The organism is Paraburkholderia sp. RCC_158 (assembly GCF_041355255.1).
In the GTDB taxonomy this organism is placed as follows: Bacteria; Pseudomonadota; Gammaproteobacteria; order Burkholderiales; family Burkholderiaceae; genus Paraburkholderia; species Paraburkholderia graminis.
Genome location: NZ_JBFUPM010000001.1, coordinates 305,977 through 326,953, shown reverse-complemented (window position 1 = coordinate 326,953; position 20,977 = coordinate 305,977). Strand labels below are relative to the sequence as shown.

At 61.6% G+C, this 20,977-nt stretch carries 18 protein-coding genes and 2 pseudogenes; 10 read left to right on the top strand and 10 right to left on the bottom strand.

Features of this window, described 5'->3' with window-relative positions; all coding sequences use genetic code 11:
- Positions 1–127 precede the first annotated feature (127 nt).
- On the bottom strand, positions 128–1,426 hold the full coding sequence (locus AB6809_RS01410) for a YihY/virulence factor BrkB family protein (protein WP_029966674.1): 1,299 nt from the start codon (positions 1,424–1,426) through the stop codon (positions 128–130).
- A 223-nt stretch (positions 1,427–1,649) separates the two neighbouring features.
- On the opposite strand from AB6809_RS01410, the gene AB6809_RS01405 reads away from it, so the two are divergent.
- The gene (locus tag AB6809_RS01405) at positions 1,650–2,189 is read left to right on the top strand and encodes a YbaK/EbsC family protein (RefSeq protein WP_371025961.1); all 540 of its coding nucleotides are present in this window, start codon (positions 1,650–1,652) and stop codon (positions 2,187–2,189) included.
- Positions 2,190–2,280: 91 nt separating this feature from the next.
- Here the strand turns inward: AB6809_RS01405 and AB6809_RS01400 are convergent, their stop codons facing one another.
- From AB6809_RS01400 to AB6809_RS01385, 4 genes are all read right to left on the bottom strand, one after another.
- Positions 2,281–2,871: a YSC84-related protein gene (locus AB6809_RS01400; RefSeq protein ID WP_006049483.1), complete on the bottom strand. Its 591-nt coding sequence runs from the start codon at positions 2,869–2,871 to the stop codon at positions 2,281–2,283.
- A 217-nt stretch (positions 2,872–3,088) separates the two neighbouring features.
- Entirely contained in the window at positions 3,089–4,477 is a 1,389-nt protein-coding gene (locus AB6809_RS01395; RefSeq protein ID WP_029966670.1) for an FAD-binding oxidoreductase, read from the bottom strand.
- Between the two features lie 340 nt (positions 4,478–4,817).
- Positions 4,818–5,480 carry a ligase-associated DNA damage response endonuclease PdeM gene (gene pdeM / locus AB6809_RS01390; protein WP_029966668.1) on the bottom strand — a complete coding sequence of 221 codons (663 nt, stop codon included), beginning with the start codon at positions 5,478–5,480 and terminating at the stop codon, positions 4,818–4,820.
- The gene (locus tag AB6809_RS01385) at positions 5,477–8,134 is read right to left on the bottom strand and encodes a ligase-associated DNA damage response DEXH box helicase (RefSeq protein WP_029966666.1); all 2,658 of its coding nucleotides are present in this window, start codon (positions 8,132–8,134) and stop codon (positions 5,477–5,479) included. The genes pdeM and AB6809_RS01385 overlap by 4 nt, the downstream gene beginning before the upstream one ends.
- Before the next feature lie 318 nt (positions 8,135–8,452).
- Here AB6809_RS01385 and AB6809_RS01380 point away from each other — a divergent pair.
- The 3 genes and pseudogenes from AB6809_RS01380 (at position 8,453) to AB6809_RS01370 (ending at position 10,966) form a co-directional block, all read left to right on the top strand.
- Positions 8,453–9,216, top strand: a pseudogene (locus tag AB6809_RS01380) (carbon-nitrogen hydrolase family protein).
- Between the two features lie 57 nt (positions 9,217–9,273).
- Complete coding sequence (locus AB6809_RS01375) at positions 9,274–9,672, top strand: FKBP-type peptidyl-prolyl cis-trans isomerase (RefSeq protein ID WP_029966664.1); 399 nt, start codon at positions 9,274–9,276, stop codon at positions 9,670–9,672.
- A 220-nt stretch (positions 9,673–9,892) separates the two neighbouring features.
- On the top strand, positions 9,893–10,966 hold the full coding sequence (locus tag AB6809_RS01370; RefSeq protein ID WP_029966662.1) for a DUF6765 family protein: 1,074 nt from the start codon (positions 9,893–9,895) through the stop codon (positions 10,964–10,966).
- A 115-nt stretch (positions 10,967–11,081) separates the two neighbouring features.
- Here AB6809_RS01370 and AB6809_RS01365 read toward each other — a convergent pair whose 3' ends face one another.
- On the bottom strand, positions 11,082–11,387 hold the full coding sequence (locus AB6809_RS01365) for a hypothetical protein (protein WP_029966660.1): 306 nt from the start codon (positions 11,385–11,387) through the stop codon (positions 11,082–11,084).
- Between the two features lie 247 nt (positions 11,388–11,634).
- Between AB6809_RS01365 and AB6809_RS01360 the strand changes: the two genes are divergently transcribed.
- The 3 genes from AB6809_RS01360 to AB6809_RS01350 all read left to right on the top strand — a co-directional run bounded on the left by AB6809_RS01360 (position 11,635) and on the right by AB6809_RS01350 (position 13,541).
- Complete coding sequence (locus tag AB6809_RS01360; RefSeq protein ID WP_029966658.1) at positions 11,635–11,973, top strand: hypothetical protein; 339 nt, start codon at positions 11,635–11,637, stop codon at positions 11,971–11,973.
- 257 nt (positions 11,974–12,230) lie between these two features.
- Positions 12,231–13,028, top strand: a complete 798-nt coding sequence (locus AB6809_RS01355; protein WP_029966656.1) for an H-NS family nucleoid-associated regulatory protein — start codon at positions 12,231–12,233, stop codon at positions 13,026–13,028.
- Positions 13,029–13,055: 27 nt separating this feature from the next.
- Positions 13,056–13,541, top strand: a complete 486-nt coding sequence (locus AB6809_RS01350; RefSeq protein WP_029966654.1) for a hypothetical protein — start codon at positions 13,056–13,058, stop codon at positions 13,539–13,541.
- Positions 13,542–13,581: 40 nt separating this feature from the next.
- Here AB6809_RS01350 and AB6809_RS01345 read toward each other — a convergent pair whose 3' ends face one another.
- The 3 genes from AB6809_RS01345 to AB6809_RS01335 are packed head-to-tail and all read right to left on the bottom strand — an operon-like array spanning position 13,582 to position 16,259.
- Entirely contained in the window at positions 13,582–14,151 is a 570-nt protein-coding gene (locus AB6809_RS01345) for a hypothetical protein (RefSeq protein WP_051153887.1), read from the bottom strand.
- Positions 14,152–14,193: 42 nt separating this feature from the next.
- Positions 14,194–14,841 carry a response regulator transcription factor gene (locus AB6809_RS01340; RefSeq protein ID WP_029966651.1) on the bottom strand — a complete coding sequence of 216 codons (648 nt, stop codon included), beginning with the start codon at positions 14,839–14,841 and terminating at the stop codon, positions 14,194–14,196.
- Positions 14,838–16,259: a cache domain-containing protein gene (locus tag AB6809_RS01335; RefSeq protein ID WP_029966649.1), complete on the bottom strand. Its 1,422-nt coding sequence runs from the start codon at positions 16,257–16,259 to the stop codon at positions 14,838–14,840. The genes AB6809_RS01340 and AB6809_RS01335 overlap by 4 nt, the downstream gene beginning before the upstream one ends.
- Before the next feature lie 276 nt (positions 16,260–16,535).
- Here AB6809_RS01335 and AB6809_RS01330 point away from each other — a divergent pair, with 276 nt between their 5' ends.
- Together AB6809_RS01330 and mctP are read left to right on the top strand one after the other, a co-directional pair.
- Positions 16,536–16,733: a DUF3311 domain-containing protein gene (locus AB6809_RS01330; RefSeq protein WP_006049469.1), complete on the top strand. Its 198-nt coding sequence runs from the start codon at positions 16,536–16,538 to the stop codon at positions 16,731–16,733.
- Complete coding sequence (gene mctP / locus AB6809_RS01325; protein WP_029966647.1) at positions 16,730–18,211, top strand: monocarboxylate uptake permease MctP; 1,482 nt, start codon at positions 16,730–16,732, stop codon at positions 18,209–18,211. The genes AB6809_RS01330 and mctP overlap by 4 nt, the downstream gene beginning before the upstream one ends.
- Positions 18,212–18,292: 81 nt before the next feature.
- Here mctP and AB6809_RS01320 read toward each other — a convergent pair whose 3' ends face one another.
- Positions 18,293–19,243 (bottom strand): LysR substrate-binding domain-containing protein, encoded by a 951-nt coding sequence (locus tag AB6809_RS01320; RefSeq protein WP_006049467.1) that lies wholly within the window; start codon positions 19,241–19,243, stop codon positions 18,293–18,295.
- 252 nt (positions 19,244–19,495) lie between these two features.
- Between AB6809_RS01320 and AB6809_RS01315 the strand changes: the two are divergent.
- Positions 19,496–20,919: pseudogene (locus tag AB6809_RS01315) on the top strand (putative bifunctional diguanylate cyclase/phosphodiesterase).
- The last annotated feature ends 58 nt before the right edge of the window (positions 20,920–20,977 follow it).

The window sequence follows — 20,977 nt, the reverse complement described above, 5'->3', positions numbered from 1 at the left end:
AAGCGACGGCGGCGGGAGCGCGGCCAAGCGGCGCCATGCATTTTGGCCGAAAAGGGAGTAGACAGACGGGTGCGATTGTGATCCACACGCACCAACAAGGTGCGGCGCGGATTGTGCAACCGCCGGGCTATTTGGAACCGTCGTCGTCCGCGCGCGCGTGCCGCGCCATGCGGGCCGCCGCGAGGCCGGCGGCCGCGGCCAGCGCGACCGACTTCCACGGATGCTCGCGCACGTAGCGATTCGCCGCAACGGCTTTGCGGCTCGCGCCAAGCAGCGTAACGGCCGCCAGATGCGTCGCGCCCGCTTCGGCGGAAAGCACCGAGCGTCCGACGCCGAGCGCCTTCGCGCCTACCGATGCTTTTGCGTGTGTCTCGAACCGCGGCGGTTCAACTCCGGCGGACACAGCGCCAATCCTCGAAGCCCGCGCGTCGCCCGAATCGGACGAACCGGCGTGCAACGCCGCGCCGCCCGGAACCGTCGACGCCGCCAACACCGACGCCAGCTTCGCGCGGCTGCCCGGCGGCGCGTCGGGCTGCATGCCCCAACCGCCGCGCGGGTCGTTCAACCGGCCGCGCGCCGCCGAAAATTCCGCGCCGAGCAGCAGCACTGCCGCGGAAAAGTACAGCCACATCAACAGCACCGCGAGCGATCCGGCCGCGCCGAACGAGCTCGCCATGCCGGCGTGCGCGAGGTACAGCGCGAACAGCTTCTTGCCCGCCGAAAACAGCACAGCCGCGACGACCCCGCCGACCAGCGCATCGCGCCAACGCACGCTCGCGTCGGGCAGAAACTTTAGCAGCCCGGCGAATGCGAACGCCAGCACGAGCAAGCCGACGCCGAGTTGCAGCAGATTGCCGATCACCACATAAGGCGAGTCGCCCCACAGCCACTTGCCGACATACGTGATCACAGTATCGAGCACGAGCGAGACGATCAGCAGAAACGCGACGCCCAGCACGAGCCCGAACGAGATCAGCCGCACGCGCACCAGCGCAAGCACGCTCGACGTGCGCGGACCGGTGTACGGCCATACGACGTTGAGCGCGCTGTTAAGCGAAGAGAAAGTGGCCGACGCGCCGATGGCCAGCATCGTGAACGAGATGATCGCGGCCACGCCGCCCGCGCTGCCGCTGTGATGCGCGTTTTCGACGATGGTCTGCACGCCTGCCGCAGCCTGGTCGCCGAGCAATCCGTGGATGTGGTCGAACAGTTCGCCGCGCGCGGCCTCGGCGCCGAAGAACCAGCCGGCCACGGCGATCACCATGACGAGCGTCGGCGCCAAAGAAAACGCAGCGTAGAACGCGATGCTCGCTGCCAGCGCAGTGCAGCGGTCTTCGGAAAACTGCTTGAGTGCTCCGATCGCCCAGTTCGCCTGCGTGCGAGCCATGTGCTGGAGGTTGCCGGCGGAAAGCGTGTCGATGTCCATGGTCGAAGTCTCACTGGTTCGGGCGGTGCGCAGGCGCGAGCCGCTCGGGCCGGCCGGGCGCAGCCTCCGTATGGCCGTCGTTCGCAAGCGTTGTGCCTGTGACTATAGCAAGCGCACTGGCCGCACGCCGCATTGCATACCCCGCCGCGCGCCGCATTGCATGCCGCACCGCGCGCATGCCGCTAGAATGCGATGGCCTTCCTCTCTACTTCTCTCGATCGCCATGCATTCGCACGAAGCCGTAAAGCAGTTGGACGTGATTCCCGCCGATGAACTCGCCACGCGTTTGCCGCCGCAAGTGCTCGCGCAGTTGCCGCAACAGGGCGTCACGGTTTTCTCCGTCACCGACGACGCGTCGGACACCGCCGCCTTCAGCGCGCGCTATGGCTTCGGTCTCGAGGACTGCGCGAATACGATCGTCGTGCGCTACAAGAAGGACGGCGGCGAGCACTATGCGGCGCTCGTTTCGCTCGGGTCGCTGCGGCTCGACATCAACGGCGCGGTGAAGGCAGCGCTCGGCGCGCAGCGGCTGTCGTTCGCGAAGCGTGAGCTTGCGGTCGAACTGAGCAGCATGGAGTTCGGCGGCATTACGGCTTTCGGCTTGCCGCAGGACTGGCGCATTCTCGTCGATGCCGCCGTCATGGAGCGCGCGCAGATCGTCATGGGCGCGGGCATTCGCGCGGCCAAACTGCTGCTCGCGCCGGACGTGTTGCGTCAATGGCCGCGCTGCGAAGTGGCGCAGATGACGCTCGCGGCGGAGTAACTATCGCCGGTTAAGTGAGTGAGTGACTGAGTGACTGAGTAATGCAGAAGCGCCACGCGGTCCGCACAGCGGCCGCGTGGCTTGTCGACGATCAGATGATGAGGCGCGACACCTTCGTACCTTCCAGCGATACGCCCGCCATCAAGCCGCCGTTGGTCAGCACGAATGCTTCGACCGGGCTTGTCGCCGTCGATGTGTCGATCGCGCCGTTCGCGCCGACCTTGAGCACCGCGACGGTTGCGTCGGCGCCCGCTGCCCAGCCCTGGCTATTGAGGAATTTGTCGAGTGCTTCCTGCGTCATGAACAGGAAGATAAGCGCCTTCGACTGCGCGCCGATCTGCAAGCCAAACGATCCCGCCACCGTGCTGTAGTAGCCGGTCGTGCGACCGCCCACGCGCAGCCCGCCTTCGCCGTATTGGCCGCCGACCCAGAAGCCCGCCGAGATCACCGACGGAAACACCAGCACGCCGCGCGCTTTCGCCACGAGTTCGCGCGAACCGCCGACGTTCGCGTAGAGACGCGAAAGCGTGGAGTCGATACCCGCGTTGATCGTGTCGCGCTTGTTGGCGTTCGCGGACGCCGACGTGCCCGACGACCCTGACGTGGTGGTGCAACCGGCAAGGCCGAGGCCCGCGGTAGCGAAAGCCGCGCCGGCCGTCGTGATGAATTGTCGTCTGCGCATGATAGTTGTCCTTTTACGTTATCGAGGCGGTTTTTGTTTATGGATCAAAGGTAATGCTGTGACGTTGGCCAATAGGGCCAGCATCAATGATAAAGCAGCATTTGCCGTGCCTGATCCATGCCGCCCGCGCAAAGGGACATTCATGCGTCGGGTGCGAGGAATCCGCGCTGAGACTCGCGCGGATTCCTCCGCGGGTTCCTTTATTCGCTGCCACGCATTACATGGCGGGACGAATGTTCTGGTTATGACGGAAGAGGTTGTGCGGATCGTAGCGGCTCTTAACCGCGACGAGCCGTTCGAAGTTCGGGCCGTATGCATCGGCGACGCGGCCCGCTTCTTCCTGCGTCATGAAGTTCACGTAGACGCTGCCGAGCGAGAACGGCGCTGCCTGCTCGAAGAAGGCACGAGCCCACGCGATGCAACGTTCATCGTCGGCGGGATCTTCCCAGCGGCCATGCACGTTCATCGCGTATTGCGTGTCGCGGCTCGAGTAGGCGGTCGCATTCACCGGCACGCGTTGCGTTTGCGCGCCGATCTGCCCGAAGAAAATCTCGCACTGTGGAGAAGGCAGATTCTCAATCGACTGAAGCAATGCATCGATCAGACCATCGTCGATATTGGCGAGGTTGTGCGACTTCCAGTAGTTGCGCGATCCGGGCGCGAGCAGCGGATCGAATGCCTGTTGCCACATCGCATACGGCATTTCGCCGAGATGTTCGCCGACGGGCGTGCCGAACGTCTTCACTTGCGCGACCGCCGAAGGACCGTTTGCGATCGGGCCGGTGTAGCACATCGGGAAGATGATCACCGGCTTGCCGTGTACTTCGGCGGGCAGGAATGGCAGCGGCGGCGCGAGCCGTAGCACTGCCCACACGCTCAGGTCGTCGGGCATCTGCGCGGCTGCCGCGCGATATTTGACGAGCGCGTCTCTCGCCTCGGCGAACGGCAGCACGACGAGCCCGCCGTACACCATCGGTCCGACGGAATGCAGTGCGAATTCGAACGACGTGACCACGCCGAAATTGCCGCCGCCGCCACGAATCGCCCAGAACAGATCTTCATTCGATTCGGCGCTGGCGCGAAGCAGTTCGCCTTCGGCGGTGACCACGTCGGCTGAAATCAGATTGTCGATCGTCATGCCGTATTTGCGGCTGAGCCAGCCGAAGCCGCCGCCGAGCGTCAAGCCCGCGACGCCCGTGGTCGAATTGATGCCGAGCGGTGTCGCGAGTCCAAAGGCTTGCGCTTCGTGATCGAAGTCCGCGAGCGTTGCGCCCGGTCCCACATACGCGCGTCTTGCAATCGGATCGATTCGCACGGACTTCATCTGCGAGAAGTCCATCACGAGACCGTCTTCGCATAGCGCGCTGCCGGCAATGTTATGACCGCCGCCGCGAAGCGCAAGCGGCAGATCATTCGCGCGCGCGAACGCGATGCCGCGACGCACGTCGGCGACGCCGGCGCAGCGCAGAATCATCGCCGGGCGGCAGTCGATCATTGCATTCCAGATGCTGCGGGCTTCGTTGAAACCGGGATCGTCGGGCAGTACTAGCTGCCCACGTATGGCGGTTTTCAGTTCTTCGATGGCGCTGCTCGACACTTGAGCCATGGCTTGTCTCCTGGTGTTGTAAGGGCGCTTTTTCAAGCGCTGTCGGCTGACCCAAGCAGACCGAAAGAATGTTGACAGCCTGGTTCAGCGTCCAGTAAACGGCGAGCTTCGCGCTACTCAAACGCACGTAAACCCGCGTGCGCTTCGCTGTTTGCTGCGAAGCACGCGCAGCGTGCCTTTGCGAGCGTGTATCGCCGACAACGGAATGCCGGCGCCGCGAATGGTGCATGTGCTTGCGGAAAAGATCGCGTGTGAAAGTGTTGGCGAACTCTGCTAATAGCGGAGTTTTGGCGTGACAGGTATGACGAAACTCGCGTGAGTCGCGCGTTGCGTGAAAGGCTCAGCGCGGCACTTCAATGACCTTGTCGTGAGCCACGACGAAAACCCTTTCTCCACTCACGCGGCCGTCGTCGCGCGCACCGCCGGTAAAGCTGCCGAATGCGGGCAGCACGCCGCCTTGCACGCCGAAACGAAAACACGGCACGCGAACCGAGTCGTTGCGCGTCGCGATTCGATAGACAGGATGCAGATGGCCGGCGAGCGCGTACGCGCCGTCGACGGTCTGCGGGTGATGACACAGCGCCCACGGTCCAACGCGCCACGGCTCCAGCACAAGTTCCACATTGAGCGTACCAGGCAACGCGCCCGCATGCCGATCGTGATTGCCTTCTACGAGCAAGATTCGCAAACTCGGATGCCGCGCGCGCCAGACATGCAATGCATCGAGAATCTCTTCGGCGTGCGCCTCGCGTGCATGCAGCAGATCGCCGAGAAAGACGAGCGTGGACGGTTCGAATTCGGCGATCAGTATGTCCAGACGCATCAGGTTGTCGGCAGTGGAACCGATGGGCACCGGCACGCCGCGCGCACGAAACACGGCGTCCTTGCCGAAATGCGCATCGGCGACGAAAAGACAGCGCAGCGCGGGATCGAAGGCCGCGCGCAAGCTCGACAGCACGAGCGGATGGCCGGCAATTTCAACGGGCAACGACGCAGGCTTCATACGCGGGCCGCCTTCTCGAGTTCCGCAAGCATGCGCTGTACGCGATCCGCGAGCTTCTCTGTACTGACTTTCTCGCGCAGGCGTCCGACGATAAGCGGAAACGCAAAGGGAGTCGGTTTTTTCGGATGCATGAGAACGAGGCGGCTCGCGTTCATTCGTTCTAGCGCGCTACGAATGCGTTTCGCGTCGAGTTCCTGCAATAGCACTTCGGTATCAGCCTGATCGAGTAACAGATTGCCGCTGTCATGATTGCGGAAGATCTCATAGAAAAGGCCGCTGGAGGCCTGCAATTGCCGGGCGCTTTTCTGCTGCCCTGGATGTCCCTGAAACACGAGCCCCGACACGCGCGCAATTTCGCGGAATCGTCGTCGAGACAACTCCGACGAATTGAGGCTCGCCAGAATGTCGTGATCGAGTTGTTCCGCCGAGAGCAATTCACTCTCCAATGCCGCGGCCCAGTCGAATGGTTGCGCGGACAACAGCTCGAAACCATAGTCGTTCATTGAAATAGAAAAAGTACCGGGCTTCTCTCGCGCGATTCTCCAGGCGAGCAATGCGCCAAGACCGATATGCGCGGTGCGCCCCGCAAATGGATAACAGAAGAAGTGATGCCCTTCGCGCGACTTGAGTACTTCGGCCACCAGCAAACCGGGCTGCGGCAGAGCCGACCATTTCTGCTGCAATTCGAGCAGCGGCCGAACGGCGCGCATCTCGGGTTCGTCATAGATGCCGCCGGCGGCGCGCGCGAGCATCGTCAACGTCGCCTCGGCGAGTTCCGAGGAGAGCGGCATGCGGCTGCCTGCCCATTGCGGCATCGCGCCGCGTGCCGAGGTCGCGCGTTTGACCCACGCAGTCATGTCCTGCACGCGAATCAATTCGAGCGCACGTCCGCCGAAGGTAAAAATATCGCCGGGTTTCAGCCGCGAAATAAACGACTCTTCGATTGCGCCTATGCGGCCGCCCGCCAGATACGCGACATTCAGCGTGCCGTTCGCGACGATCGTGCCGACGTTGTTGCGATGCCGCCGCACCAGATCTTCGCGCGGCACGCGGTACAGGCCGTCGCTTTCGCGCACCACGCGGTGGTAGTCCGGGTACGCGCGCAACGCGGTGCCGCCGCCTTCGACGAAACCTAATGCCCAATCGAATTCATCTTGCGTTAGTTGCCGGTACGCGTACGTCGTGCGAACTTCGTCGTAGAGATCGCGCGCGTCGAAGCCGCCGCCAATTGCCACTGTCACCAGATGCTGAACGAGAACATCAAACGGTTTGTCCGGCGTTTCGCGGCTTTCTATTTGCCGCTTCGCGACTGCTTCGCGCGCGGCGGCCGCTTCGACGAGTTCGAGCGCGTGCGTGGGCACGATGGTCACGCGCGACGGCCGTCCCGGCGCGTGACCCGAGCGGCCCGCGCGCTGCATCAAACGCGCGACGCCTTTCGGCGAGCCGATCTGAAACACGCGCTCCACAGGCAGAAAGTCGACGCCGAGATCCAGGCTCGATGTGCATACAACGACCTTTAGCAAGCCGTTCTTCAAGCCGCGCTCGACCCACTCGCGCACTTCCTGATCGAGCGAACCATGATGCAACGCAATTGCGCCGGCCCATTGCGGACGCGCTTCGAGCAGCGCCTGGTACCAGACTTCGCATTGCGAGCGCGTGTTGGTAAATACGAGCGATGTCTGCGCCTCGCCGATTGCATCGGCCACGGCCTCGACCTGGCGCATGCCCATATGACCGCCCCAAGGAAATCGCTCGATGGTCTCGGGAATAACCGTGTCCACGATCAATGCCTTCGGCAGCTTGCCGTGCACGCTGACACGCGGGGTTCTGACCGGGGAGAGCAATACATCGGCGGCGAAGGGAAGGTTGCCGAGCGTCGCCGACAAGCCCCATATCTGCAAATCGGGCCGCCAATGCGCGAGCCGCGCCAGCGCCAGTTGTGTCTGCGTGCCGCGCTTGTTGCCGAGCAGTTCATGCCATTCGTCGACGACCACCAGTTTTACGTGCGAGAGTACTTCGCGCGCATCCGGTCTCGTCAGGATCAGCGACAGACTCTCTGGCGTCGTGATCAGCGCTGACGGCATGCGCCGGTTCTGCCGCGCGCGTTCGGCGGAGGACGTGTCGCCGGTTCGCAAGCCCACCGTCCACGGCACGGCCAGTTCGATCGCTGAGCTTTGCAGTGCGCGTGCCGTATCGGCGGCAAGGGCGCGCATCGGCGTGATCCAGAGGACGGTGAGCGGCTCGGGCTGCATGCTTGTGGCGCGCCGACGCGTCGCCGCTGAATGGGAAGGTACGGCTCGCGCGAACGCGGCAAGCGCGCCGAACCAGATGGCCCACGTCTTGCCCGCGCCCGTGGTTGCATGCAGCAAGCCGCTCGCGCCTCGCTCCATCTCGCGCCACACCTCGCGCTGAAAATCGAACGGCTGCCAACGCCGCGCTTCGAACCACGCATGCAGCTTCCCGGCGAAAGGGCGCCGCGCCGCCTCTTCGTCGATGGAAAACGGCAGCGGCTCGAATGCCGGCTCGCGAGCGTCGAGCCGCGCCTGTTGCTCGCGGCTGCGCGGAATGCGTCGCGGCCGTGGCGCGCGGGGTCGCTCCGGCACGGCCGAAGGCGGCGCACTGTCCTGCTTGTCGGGATCGACCGGCTCGTTCATTGAAAGTTGAAAGCGCTCGTTGGCATCGGGTTGCGCACGACGATACTTCGCCGTACCTCTTCTACGTGGACCGCGCGCGCAAAGCGCTGGTTCAAGAGAATTGCGCTGACACGCCGCCGCAGTCCATGTCTAAATGCCTCGCTTCAGACGCGCGGGCTCCCGCCATTGGCCATCCGCAATCGGGTACGCGCTGAACCTGCGCTCGATTCAATAACGGAGTTGACGGTGAATAACAAGTTCGCAGCGTTGCCCCGATCACCCCTGCAAATTGCAGCCGCGCAAGCGCAACCGGTTTGCGGAGACGTGACGGCAAACATCATGAAGACGGTCGAATTGACCGGTCTTGCCGCCGATCGCGGTGCCCGACTGGTGGTTTTTCCCGAGAAGTTCTTGAGCGGCTATGAACCCGGCCTGATCGCCGGCGACCCAGCGCAATATGCATTCGAACTCGCCGATGCACGTCTCGATCCGATCCGCGAGATTTGCGCCGACGCGGCATTGCGGCAATTGTCGGCGCGGCCACGCGCGGCGCGGACGGCCTGCGTATTTCGTCGCTCGTATTCGATTGCCGCGGCGAGGACGCAAAGCCGTATCACAAGCAGTATCTATATAGAAGCGAAGCGGAAATCTACCGGCCGGGCACGCAAGGCTGCATGCTCGAACTCGACGGATGGCGGCTCGCACTCGGCGTGTGCTACGACTCGGGCTTTCCCGAGCACGCGCGCATGGCCGCGGTAAACGGTGCGCACGCCTACCTAGTGAGCGGGCTCTTCAGCGTGAAGTCCGGCTATCACCAGTCGCGCATCTGGTTCCCCGCACGCGCGTTCGACAATACGATGTATGTGTTGCTGTCGAATCATGTCGGCATGACCGGCGGCTGGGACACATGCGGTGCGAGCGCAATCTGGAGTCCCTATGGCGATGTGATTGAAGAAGCCAGCCGCGAACGGGAAGAAGTCATCGTCGCGCGGCTCGATCCGGCCGTGGTTGCCGATGTCCGCGAACGGGAAACCGCACTTGCCGATTTCGTCGCGCATGGCGATATGGCGGCCGATAACGTTGCGGTGCTGCGGCTGGATTAGCAGCGCCCTCTATTCCGTGCGCTAGAATGAACCGTACTACCCATCTGGAGATTCGTTTTGAAATCTATCGTTGCTCTGCTTGCCGCTACTGTACTTTCGTCGACGGCGATGGCTGCCGCTTCTACTGAGAAGCTGCCTTCGGGCGTGGTTGTCGAACACCTCGTGCAAGGCACCGGCGCGCAGCCAGCCGCCACCGATGTCGTGAAGGTCAACTATCGCGGCACGCTTGCGAACGGCACTGAATTCGACGCGTCCGCGAAGCACGGCGGTCCGGCAACGTTCCCGCTGAACCGCGTGATTCCGTGCTGGACGCAGGGCGTGCAAACCATGAAAGTGGGCGGCAAGGCAAAACTGACGTGCCCGGCCGCCACCGCCTACGGCAGCCGCGCCGTGGGCACGATTCCGCCGAACAGCGACTTGACGTTCGAAGTCGAGCTGGTCGACATCGTCAAATAAGGCGCGACGTGCGCTGAAACGCAACCCCGCAACGGATAACGTAGCGGGGTTTTTTTATGGGCTGCAGTGGCCCGCAGTGGCCCGCAGTCGGATAGAGGATGGAATAAAACACGACAACACCGCGTAGGGCAATAAAGAACGACGTCTTTTCAACTCGCCGCCTACTCGCTCGTTTACCAGTGCTGTTGTAGTCATTCATCGTGCATGAGGAGAATCTGCCATGAATATCGACTTTCATTACGGCGTGGTCTATATCGTCGCGCGAGTTGGCGGAATGACGCCGAGCCAGGCGCTGACGGTCGCCCATGCGTGCCAGTATGTCGACGATGCAACCACGCCGGGCATCCTGCGCTTTCAGGGCGGCGAGACGTTCGAACGCTTCGCCACCGCCCACAAGACCTTCGACTACGCCAATACCGAGAACGACCAGAACCGGCTCGTGTGGGCGCCGTTTCATTTTCTGCCGGCAGGAGAGGGCGCGACGCTCGACGAAAAAGCCGTGTGCCGCGCGGACAGCGCGGTCGCGCGCGAGGTGGTGCGGCGCGCCATCCGGCAGCGCAGCACGGAGATGGGCTTGCATCGTCTCGGCGTGACGCTGCATACGTATGTGGATACGTGGGCGCACCAGGGGTTCGCGGGCATCGAAAGTCCGGGCAACCGGGTTCATTCTCTCGAGGCGCAGGATTGCACGCGCACGGGCTGGCTCGAGAATCTGACGCTTGCCATGCAGCACCTGGTGCAGCACGTCGAAGCTGATGTGCTGACGCTTGCGCTACCTGTGGGCCACGGCGCCGCGTTGCATTATCCGGATCAGCCGTGGGCGAAATGGCATTACATCGACGGCAGGAATATGTTCATACAGCGACACAACCTGCCGGAGTTTGTCGAGGCCGCCGACATGGCGTGCCGTGCGGTTCGCGCGTATGTGGCCGGGCGCGAAGACTTCGAAAACGAAGAGGGCATGCCGCAAAACGTGAAAGCGACGCTCACCGAATTGCTCGATACCAACCGGATCATGGACGACAACGAGCGGTTGCGGGCGATCTGCGAGTTCGTGAAGGAGGGCGGCATTCCCGGCCTGAAAGAGGCCATTCCGGACTACGTGCCGAAGGGAGTCGGCTCATGGAAGTACAAAGCCACCGGTCTTCGCGCGGAAGACGACTCCGGCGAAAAGCCCGTGTGGAGCGAGGCATTCGAAAAGAGCGACTACCGGCTCTTTCATGACGCGGTAAAACAGCACCGTTTCGTGACGACTCAGGAAGTGCTGCCGGCTCACGGCCTGCGAATCGCATGATGCGCTCATGCGCGAATGAGTGGAGACCGCCACGCGGGCGGCCTCTTTATGTCTTTATGGCCCGGTTTCAGATGAAAGTACTGAACGCCACAACGCTTAAAGCGATGGCGCCGCCTCAATAACCCCAGCGTTGCCGCTCGCGCCATTCATGCTCGCGCCAGTGCTCGCGGCGCCATTCGTGTTCCCGCCATTCGCGGCGTTCGCGCCACGCGTCGCGGCCGTCATAAGCGCGATAACCGCCATAGGCTACCGCGACCGGGGCAGGGCCGTACCCAACCGGAGGCGCCACATAAACGGGCTGCGGCGCATAGACGCCGACCGGAATGCCGACGCCGACGGCGAGATTCACATGAGCAGAAGCAACCGACGATGCGGCGAGAACTGCCAGACCGAGTGCTGCGCCAACGATCTTCTTGTTCATTTTCCTTCTCCTTGCACTTGAAGTGCGCTGCCAAAGCTTTGTCTCGATGGACGGTTGAAGTGTAGAAGCGTGCCCACGACACAGGTGAAACAGCGCTGCGAGATTGGTAACGCACGGTTACGGCCACTGCGGCGTTAAAAAATGAACTCGAAGCCTTTGAATCTCCGAATGCTTGCCTATAGTAGAAGCGGCTCTTGCCGCAATGCACAGTGCCGCCTTTTCTCGATACAGGTGACGGGGAACCGACATGACGCCATCGAATGCCGCGATCTATCAGGCCCAGACTTGCACGCCCGAGTCGCTGCGAATTCTGGCGGCCTATCTTGAACTCGCGCTCGACGAGGGCGAAAGCGTCGTTCTCATGAGAATTGGCGCGCACGTGCGCAGTGTTTATATAGGCGATCCGTCCGCTTCTCTGGAAGATTTGCGCGATGAGGGCGTGGTACAGGCGGAGCAGGCTGACGAGATTCTCGCGCTGACCCGCATAGGACTTAACCGGATCACCGCCGATGGCCAGCAGTATCGCTTTTTGCGCAGCGTCAGATACATTGCGGACCGTCAGGTTGTCGTTTTTACCCCGACCTGACCTATCCGGCAACAATTGGAAAGAAAGAGAGTGTCGGAATAAACAAAGAAGCAACGCGTAATAAAGAGTCCATAAAAAGTGGCACAGGCAAAGAACGAATGCATGCTAAAAGCGTCTATCGATTGCATCGAAGAGAACTTTTTGTATTCCGCACGCGTAGAGCAAGTCAGAATTCGGTTTTTTATGGCCATCCGGCTATGCCGTTCCCACGTTATTCATGGCATAGTTCGTTCGATTACCACATAAGGAGCAATTCAATGCCCACGTTAGAGCAAATCCAGGCAAAGCTTAAGAAGCTCCAGGCGCAAGCTGACGCCCTTATTGCAAGGAAAGCGCAAGTCGCAATCGACCAGATTCGCGAATTGATGCTTAAGCACGGCCTGACTACCGCCGACATCGAAGCGCAAGCAAAAGCGCGGCGCGCGGCCAAGGGCCTTAACGGCCATGCCGGCAACGCAAAGGCCGCGGCGGCCGGACAGAAGATTCCGAAGTATCGCGATCACAAAACCGGTGCGACCTGGACCGGACACGGCCGCGCGCCCGGTTGGATTGCAACCGCGAAAGACCGCAGCGTGTTTCTCATCGACGGCGCAAGCGAATCGAAGTGGGGCAGCGTTGCCGCTAACAACGCGAAAGCCAAAGGTCAGCCGAAAGGCGCACAACCGCCGAAGTATCGCAATCCGTCAACCGGCGCGACTTGGAGCGGACGCGGCCCGGCGCCTGCATGGCTTGCATCGGTGAAGGATCGCAGCAGGTTTCTGATCGACGGCGGCGCAGCGTCGGTGGCGGGTAAGGCCGGTAAAGTGAAATCCGCGGCTGCGAAAAAGGTTGTGGCGAAAAAGGCGCGGGCGGGTAGTCAATCTGTTGCCACTAAAAAAGCTGCGGTAAAACCCGCTGCAAAGAAAACCGCCGCGCGAAAAGTCACCGCTAAGAAGGCAGCAACGAAAGTCGCAAGCAAAACTGCGAGCAAACTTCCGGGCCGCAAGAAAGCCGCAAGTTCGCAACCCGCAGTGACCGCAGCGGCACCGGTCGCGTCCACCGCGGCGAGCGCATAAGCGCACTGCACTGGCACAGCGAAGTACATGACGAGCGTACATGAATCGCCCCAGCAGGAGGATCAGGTTCTCCTGCTGGACTCAGTTCCTCATCCCGCAGCCGACGCAGCGGAGCCGTTCATTGTCGCGAGCGATCGCCGCGTGATTCTCGCTTATCCGATTGCGGAATCCGACTTCGAGCGGTTCGGTCCGTTCGATCCCGACGACGATCCGTTCTGCGCAGTGCTATTTCCCGACACGCAGTTTCATCGGCTAGGGCCGCCGGGCGATGGCGATCTCGAGATTCATCCGCTCGCGTCGCAAGGTCTGGCCGCTTTTGCCGCGCAGGAAGTGATCAACTCTTCTCTTGTCGATGAACTCGCCGCAGTGTCATTGCCGGAACTGGCGAAGCGTCATTTCGTCATTACGTTTCTGGAGTCCACGTTCGAGTGCATAGCGTCCGATTACACGCTGGTCGGTGTATACGGCGCGGCTGAAATCGCAAGCCGCGAGGCGTTCGCACTCGTACGGTAGATCTATTCAGAGCGGCGCTGCCTGTTTGCCGCGCGCCAGGTTAGTTGCCCGGATCGAGTACCGGCCGATCCGGCTCTGCAAGCGTTCTATAAGGCAGTCGTGCGGCGCGCGGGTTGGTCGTCGTATTGTCGATTACGCGTTCGACGTCCGCGGTTTTCGCGAGTTCGGTGAGGAACGCCTGCTTGTCGAAGCCAGGCGAGACGCAACCTTCCACATAGATAAAGCGTCGTTGCAGCGTGAGCCAAAGCGTCGAATGTTCGCGCCAATGAGTCGCGGCATTGATATTGGCGAGACGCCGCTGCACGGCCTCCGCAATTTCCTTGTCGTACAGATAAGCGTTGGGTAAGCGGCAACGCCCTTCTATCCAGCAACTGTTGCCGCGTTCAATGCGGTAATGACTGTCGGCGAGCCATTCCTGTTCGGTTTCGAGTGGGCCGAGCGGCGCTGGGCATCCGTCAATGGCTTTGGAAGTCTGAAAGAACGGGTCATCTCCGCGATTGATTCGCTGTTCTTCGCCGTGAGCGAAAGACAGAGCGGAAAACAACGATAGACATAAAGCCGCGCATTGCAATGCACTCGCCGGCCGCGGCGTGAATCGTCTCAGTGTCATGCTGATTGTCTCCACTCGTTGCGCAGCGAGACGTTCTTCTTATTAGCGGCTCGTGCGCCGGTTCTCGACCGCGAACTTGATCAACTCGGCCTGACCTTCAATATCGAGCTTGCGCTTCAGGTTCAGGCGATGTGTCTCGACAGTACGCACCGACAGATCGTTGCGTTGAGCAATCTGCTTGCTCGACAAACCCTCGGCGAGTGCATCGAGAATATCGCGTTCGCGCGGCGTGAGCCGTTCAACCGGCGATTGCATCGCCGAAGCCTGAATCAATCGCGCGCCGAGTCCCGCGCTGAAATACGTCTTTCCGCCGAGCACGGCGCTAATCGCCTGAATGATTTCGGTCGACGGCGAGTCCTTCAGCACGTAACCGCTTGCTCCCGCGCGCACTGCCTGTGTGACGTATTCGAGGTTGTCGTGCATCGACAGCATCAATACGCGGATCGCGGGGAATCGCTCATGAAACATGCCGGCAAGCGCAATGCCGTTCATTCCGTTCATGCCGACATCCATCAGCACGAGGTGAGGCTCCAGGCTCGCGGCGAGCGCGAGCGCTTCCTGTGCATTGCCTGCTTCGCCGACTACCTCCAGGTTGCGCACTGCTTCGAGCCGCGCACGCAAGCCGTCGCGAACGAGCGGATGGTCGTCGACCAGGATCAGGCGGGCAATGGGATGTGAGATGTCGTTCATGAAGACGCTTCCTGCAAGCTCTGCTTATGAGGCTCCGTCGTACCGGCGACGAGCGGAACACGCGCGGTGACGAGCGTATGGCCAGGCTGCGAGTTGAGCGCGAGCGTACCGCCTAACGCCTCCACGCGCTCGCGCATATTGCGCAGTCCCACGCCCGAGCGGCGGCCGACAAACGCGTGCGCGACATCGAAACCGCAACCGTTGTCGGCGATTGTGAGCGTGACGGCATCGTTCGACACTTCCAGCGAGAGCGCCGCGTTCGACGCACGCGCATGGCGCACGATGTTGGTCAGCGCTTCCTGAGCAATGCGGAACAGGACGGTGTTCACCGCATCCGTTAAAACCGCGGCGTGAGTATGCGTGATCTGCGTGAAGCCGATTTCAATGCCCGACTGTTCGCTCAGTTCGCGCGTGAGTTGTTCGATGGCTGCCGCGACGCCCAGGTCGTCCAGCATCGACGGGCGCAGCGCATGAGAAATACGCCGCACTTCGCGCAACGTGTCGCCGAGACGCGTGAGACTGGTCGACAGCGCGGCTTCCGCGGCGGGCACGCGCGTTTCGCTGCGCTCGAAACGCGCGAGCGCCGATTCGAGCAGCAGCTTCACTGACACCATCATCTGGCTGATGCCGTCGTGCAATTCCCGCGAAAGCCGCGCGCGTTCGTTCTCCTGCGATTCGACCACCTGCTGCGCGAGCCGCTTCAGCTTTGCGTCGGCGCTGCGATATTCGGTGACGTTGAGCACGAGCGCGCACAGCGCGATAGCGGCGAGCCCCGCGAGTGCGATCGCGTCGATCCACATCATCGTGCGATCGATATTGATCGCCGCGCGCTCGTCGATATGCGCGAGCGCCGTGTCGACGTCGTCGAGATAGATGCCGGTGCCGATCATCCAGCCCCAGCGTTCGAGCGGCACCACGTAGCCGAGTTTCGAAGCGAGCTTGCCCGTCGACGGACGATGCCACAGATAGCGCACATAGCCGCCGCCTTGCGATGCCGCGGCGAGCAGCTTCTGGATGGTGAGCACGCCTTGCGGATCGCGCAGTTCCGACAAATCGCGTCCCACGAGATGCGGCTCGCGCGGATGCATGAGCGAACGGCCATGCATGTCGTAGACGAAGAAATAGCCGTCCTTGCCGAAGTCCATCTTCTCGAGCACGTCGAGCGCGCGCGTGCGGCGCAGCGCGTCGTCGCGTGCGTTATCTTCGCCGGCTTCGTAAAGCGGCGCGATCGCGGACGTGGCCAATTCGACGTAATGCTTGAGCTCGATTTCCTTGCTCGCCATGTACGCGGCCTGAGTCGTCGCGTGCTGTGTTTGCGCGAGCGCGGTCGCTTCGCGGCGCACGCCGATTTCGATGCTGGCGATAGCCGCGAGAAAGGGCACGATAGCCAGCAAGACGATCTTGGCTTTGAGTTTCATCGTTGAAAAGACGGCCAGTGGACTACGTAGTAATACGTAGCCGGCTTACGTAGTTGCGCGCTTGTGAGGACGCTTACGAAGGCGAATACTACATCCCCGCGGCGCATTGCGTCTTGCGGACGTTTTCGCGCTCATGCGTCGGTAGTGCGCAAAAGCAGATTCCGGTTTCGGCAGATGACTGCGCGGGTATTTCACACGAATACCCGTTACCGGATTTCCGCGCGCCGGATCACAAGTCCGGATGCGTGGTGTCAATAATAGACCTAGGAGATGTACATGGAGACCTCCCCATCCGCCGGCCGGTCATGGCTATGGCTCATTCTTTTGCTTCCGTATATCGCGCTCTTGTGGCTGCCGTTCTATAACGACACGCGTCCGTCGTTCGCCGGTTTTCCGTTCTTTTACTGGTATCAGTTCCTGTGGGTGCCGTTGACCTCGCTGCTGATTTACGTCGTGTACCGAGGTGTCAAATGAGCGACCTGAACCCCGTCAATCCGGTGGCGATGACCGTCTTCATCGCATTCTTCGTGCTTGTCACGGTAATCGGTTTCTTTGCCGCCCGCTGGAAACGCGGCGACCTCACGCAATTGCACGAATGGGGTCTGGGCGGCCGGCAGTTCGGCACGGTCATTTCCTGGTTCCTCGTGGGCGGCGACTTTTATACCGCCTACACGGTGATCGCCGTACCCGCACTCGTGTATTCCGTCGGCGCATATGGTTTCTTTGCGTTGCCGTACACGATCATCGTTTACCCGTTCGTGTTCGCGGTGATGCCGAAGTTGTGGAAAATCGCACACGCGAAGAACCACATCACGGCAGCGGACTACGTGCACGGCGAATACGGCGGCAAGTGGTTTCCGGCCGCGGTCGCGTTGACCGGTATCGTGGCGACCATGCCGTATATCGCGCTGCAACTGGTCGGCATGCAAGTGGTGATCAAGGGACTCGGCGTGACCGGCGAATTGCCGCTGATCGTCGCGTTCGTGATTCTCGCGCTGTACACGTATGCAAGCGGCTTGCGCGCCCCGGCGATGATCGCGTTCGTGAAGGACATCATGATTTACATCGTCGTGATCGCGGCGGTGTGGCTGATTCCCGCGAAACTCGGCGGCTATGCGCATGTGTTCGACGCAGCGGATACCTACTTCAAGGCGAAGGGCGGCGCGACCGGCATCATTCTCAAGCCGACGCAATTCACCGCGTATGCATCGCTCGCACTGGGTTCGGCGCTCGCGGCCTTCATGTATCCGCACACGATGACGGCGGTGCTCTCGTCCTCTTCGGCAAAAACGGTCCGCAAGAATGCGATCTTCCTGCCGGCTTATACGCTGCTGCTCGGCTTGATCGCGTTGCTCGGTTATATGGCGATTGCGGCCGGCGTGCATGTGAAGTCGGCTTCGGATATCGTGCCGGCGCTTTTCAATACGCTGTTCCCGTCGTGGTTCGTCGGCTTTGCGGCGGCTGCAATTGCGATTAGCGCACTGGTTCCGGCAGCGATCATGTCGATCGGCGCGGCGAATCTGTTCACGCGCAATTTGTGGCGCCCGCTGGTGTCGCCGAATATCACGCCTGAGGCCGAGGCGGCGAACGCGAAGATCGTGTCGCTCGTGGTGAAGTTCGGCGCGTTGCTGTTCATCGTGTTCCTGCCGACGCAATATGCAATCGACCTGCAACTGCTCGGCGGCGTGTGGATCTTGCAGATCTTCCCGGCTATCGTGTTCTCGCTGTACACGCGGCGCCTGAATACGCCGGGTCTCTTTAGCGGTTGGCTCGTCGGCATTTTGCTCGGCACGTCGCTCGCGATTTCGCAAGGGCTCAAGCCGGTGTTCGCACTGCATCTCGGCGACGCGGTGTATCCGGTTTATATCGGCATGATCGCACTGGTCGCGAACATCGTGGTGGCGTTCGTCGTGTCGGCGCTGTCGCCGCGGCGAGTGGCCGTGACCGCCTGATCGTTCTTTACGGATCGAGTGTTATTGACGCCGCGGGCCTTCGGGCTCGCGGCGTTTTTTATTTAAAGCGAGCGAGGCACGCTAAACCAGCACTTCCACCGATTGCATGGCGCGGCGAATCTCCGTCGTGCGGCCCCACGATTCATCGCGGATCGTTTCGAGCAGGCAATCGATAAAGCACTGCGACGCGGCATCGGACGGCTCGCCCGTGCGCGTGATGATGCCGACCGTCGAGTCCTCGAGTTCTTCGCGCAAAGGGATCGCGCACAAACCGTCGCGCGCCGCGCAGAGTTCGACGAGCGGCCACGGAAAAATGCTCACCATGTCCGTGCGCTTAAGCAGTGCGACCGCCACGGTGAGCGAATGGAGAAAGTGGATGCTGCGCGGCACCGGCAATCCGTAGCGGGAAAACATCTGATAGGGCGCATGCCCCTCGGTTTCCGGATCGAGCGCAACCAGCCAGTCGTCGTCGAGCAATTCCGCGAGAGAACGCGATTCCGCGCGCGGATGACCCAGGCGTGCGACGACCGCGCGGCTCGTGGCGAACAGCGGCTGATAGTTGAAATCGCACGCAGAGACACTCGGCGATTGACGCCCGACATAAATGTCCAGGCTGCCGTCGCGCAAGCGCGGTGTCGCGATCGCGAGTAAGCCTTCGAATAATTCTAGTTGTATTGCCGGCATTCTGGCGCGAAAGCGCGCGACTGTTTCGGGCAGAAATGTCAATGCGACCCACGCGGTCACCGCAATCGAAAGACGCCCGCTTGGCTCGCCGCGCATTGCGTCCATCGCCTGATGCGCACGCACCATTTGCGCGGCGACGAGCCGTGCATGCAAAAGCAGGGTTTGCCCGCATTCGGTGAGCGTCACTCCGGACGATGTGCGCACAACGAGTTGAACGTGTGCCGCTTCTTCCAGTTGCTGAATATTTTGCGTTACGGCCGCCGGCGACGAATTGAGCGTTCGCGCGGCACCCCTGACACTTCCCGCATCGGCAATGGCGATGAGGGCGCGTAGCTGATGAATTTTCATTTGTGGCCCAGCGGTTTATACCGCGTGTGGTAAAGCGTTTGCCGTTGCTTTACGCGTTCACCGGCGTGGCGCGTTCTCAAGCGGCCTATGCGGGAATATCGTGGAGGCACGGCTACCGCATGGCGGCGCGTGTTTTTTCTCGCGCGATAAAGCTCTACACCTCGTAGTCTTGACGGCTATAAAAATTTAGCTGCATGCATAAAACGGCAAGCTGTCTGCTGAATGCGTAATGCCTAGCATAGGAGTGTAATGATGACCGAGCAAGTTTCCGTGCCGGCAACCGCTTCCGGCGTTCCATTGCGCTTCGCACATGACGACGCAACATTGAAAAGCCCTACTGTGCAAAGGGTGGCGGATGGACGGCTCCTGCATGCTTTGTTTGTCGATTCGCTCACGGGTGTCTATAACCGCGCGTACGCGACAGGGCGCGCTCAACAGCTTCTGAAGTCTGCGCGGGCGGCGCGTGTGGCAATGCTGGTGGTCAACGTGGATGGCTTCAGCAGGATCAACGACATTGCTGACTACGATCTCGGCGACCGCCTGTTGCGCAGCGTCGCCCAGCGGCTCGCGCGCGCGCTCGCCACGAACGATCTGCTTGCGCGGATCGGCGGCGACGAGTTCCTGATCGTTACCGAACATCACGGCCACATGCCCATGCTAGCCGCGTTCGCGCAACAGATGCTCGCGTTATTCGCCGAGCCGTTCGTGATCGCGGGGCGCGAGTATCGCGTGAGTGCGTCGGTGGGCGTTGCTCGCTCCAACGACGGCGCTCGCGATGCGTCGCTGTTGATGCGCGATGCCGGCGCCGCGATGCGTCGCGCGAAAGTCCATCACCCGGCAACGTGTGCTTTTTCACGCGCGATATGAAAGAGGCTGCGCAGCGTCGCTTTGCGATCGAGAACCGGCTGCGCGATGCGCTCGAGGCGGGCGAATTAACAATTGCGTATCAGCCAGTCGTGGCGGCGGCGTCGCGCGAAACCATAGCTGTGGAGGCATTGTTGCGCTGGACCAGCAGCGAACTTGGCGACGTGGCCCCCGCCGAATTCATCCCGATTGCCGAACAGGCGGGCTTGATGGAAGACATCGGCGATTGGGTACTCGAGCAGGCATGCGCACAGGTCGCGAACTGGCGCTGGAGCATCGCGCCGGATGTCAGTGTGTCCGTGAATATTTCGCCGGTGCAGTTCAACGCGCGGCTCGTGCAACGTGTCGCTGCGTGCCTTGCGAACAGCGGGCTCGACCCCTCCGCTTTGCAGCTCGAAATCACCGAGGGCATTCTGCTGCCGGACGATGCCACCGTGCGCGCGACGATGGCCGCACTGGCCAAACTAGGCGTCACGCTCGCAATCGACGACTTCGGCACGGGCTACGCGTCGCTGTCGTATCTGAAGCGTTTTGCGCTGCATGGCCTGAAGATCGACCGCTCGTTTGTCGCCGGTTTGCCGGACGACACGGATTGCGCGGCCATTGCAGAGGCGCTCGTAAAAATGGCTCATGCATGCGGAATGTGCGTCACGGCTGAAGGCGTGGAAACCGAACAGCAGGCAGTGATGCTGCGCGAGATGGGCTGCGACGCGCTGCAAGGTTATCTGTTCGGCCGCCCTGGAACCGCGGCCGATTGCGCCGGCAGATTATCGGACGCGGACCGCTTCAGGAGAAAGCGTATGCCCAGATAACGAATGCGCGAGAGGGCTGGCGTTTTCGGCCATGACTTCTAGAATGATTTCATAAAAA

Coding starts and splice junctions, on each gene's coding strand:
- AB6809_RS01410 (WP_029966674.1), bottom strand. CDS start 1,426: ATGGACATCGACACGCTTTCCGCCGGCAACCTCCAGCACATGGCTCGC.
- AB6809_RS01405 (WP_371025961.1), top strand. CDS start 1,650: ATGCATTCGCACGAAGCCGTAAAGCAGTTGGACGTGATTCCCGCCGAT.
- AB6809_RS01400 (WP_006049483.1), bottom strand. CDS start 2,871: ATGCGCAGACGACAATTCATCACGACGGCCGGCGCGGCTTTCGCTACC.
- AB6809_RS01395 (WP_029966670.1), bottom strand. CDS start 4,477: ATGGCTCAAGTGTCGAGCAGCGCCATCGAAGAACTGAAAACCGCCATA.
- pdeM (WP_029966668.1), bottom strand. CDS start 5,480: ATGAAGCCTGCGTCGTTGCCCGTTGAAATTGCCGGCCATCCGCTCGTG.
- AB6809_RS01385 (WP_029966666.1), bottom strand. CDS start 8,134: ATGAACGAGCCGGTCGATCCCGACAAGCAGGACAGTGCGCCGCCTTCG.
- AB6809_RS01370 (WP_029966662.1), top strand. CDS start 9,893: ATGAATATCGACTTTCATTACGGCGTGGTCTATATCGTCGCGCGAGTT.
- AB6809_RS01365 (WP_029966660.1), bottom strand. CDS start 11,387: ATGAACAAGAAGATCGTTGGCGCAGCACTCGGTCTGGCAGTTCTCGCC.
- AB6809_RS01360 (WP_029966658.1), top strand. CDS start 11,635: ATGACGCCATCGAATGCCGCGATCTATCAGGCCCAGACTTGCACGCCC.
- AB6809_RS01355 (WP_029966656.1), top strand. CDS start 12,231: ATGCCCACGTTAGAGCAAATCCAGGCAAAGCTTAAGAAGCTCCAGGCG.
- AB6809_RS01350 (WP_029966654.1), top strand. CDS start 13,056: ATGACGAGCGTACATGAATCGCCCCAGCAGGAGGATCAGGTTCTCCTG.
- AB6809_RS01345 (WP_051153887.1), bottom strand. CDS start 14,151: ATGACACTGAGACGATTCACGCCGCGGCCGGCGAGTGCATTGCAATGC.
- AB6809_RS01340 (WP_029966651.1), bottom strand. CDS start 14,841: ATGAACGACATCTCACATCCCATTGCCCGCCTGATCCTGGTCGACGAC.
- AB6809_RS01335 (WP_029966649.1), bottom strand. CDS start 16,259: ATGAAACTCAAAGCCAAGATCGTCTTGCTGGCTATCGTGCCCTTTCTC.
- AB6809_RS01330 (WP_006049469.1), top strand. CDS start 16,536: ATGGAGACCTCCCCATCCGCCGGCCGGTCATGGCTATGGCTCATTCTT.
- mctP (WP_029966647.1), top strand. CDS start 16,730: ATGAGCGACCTGAACCCCGTCAATCCGGTGGCGATGACCGTCTTCATC.
- AB6809_RS01320 (WP_006049467.1), bottom strand. CDS start 19,243: ATGAAAATTCATCAGCTACGCGCCCTCATCGCCATTGCCGATGCGGGA.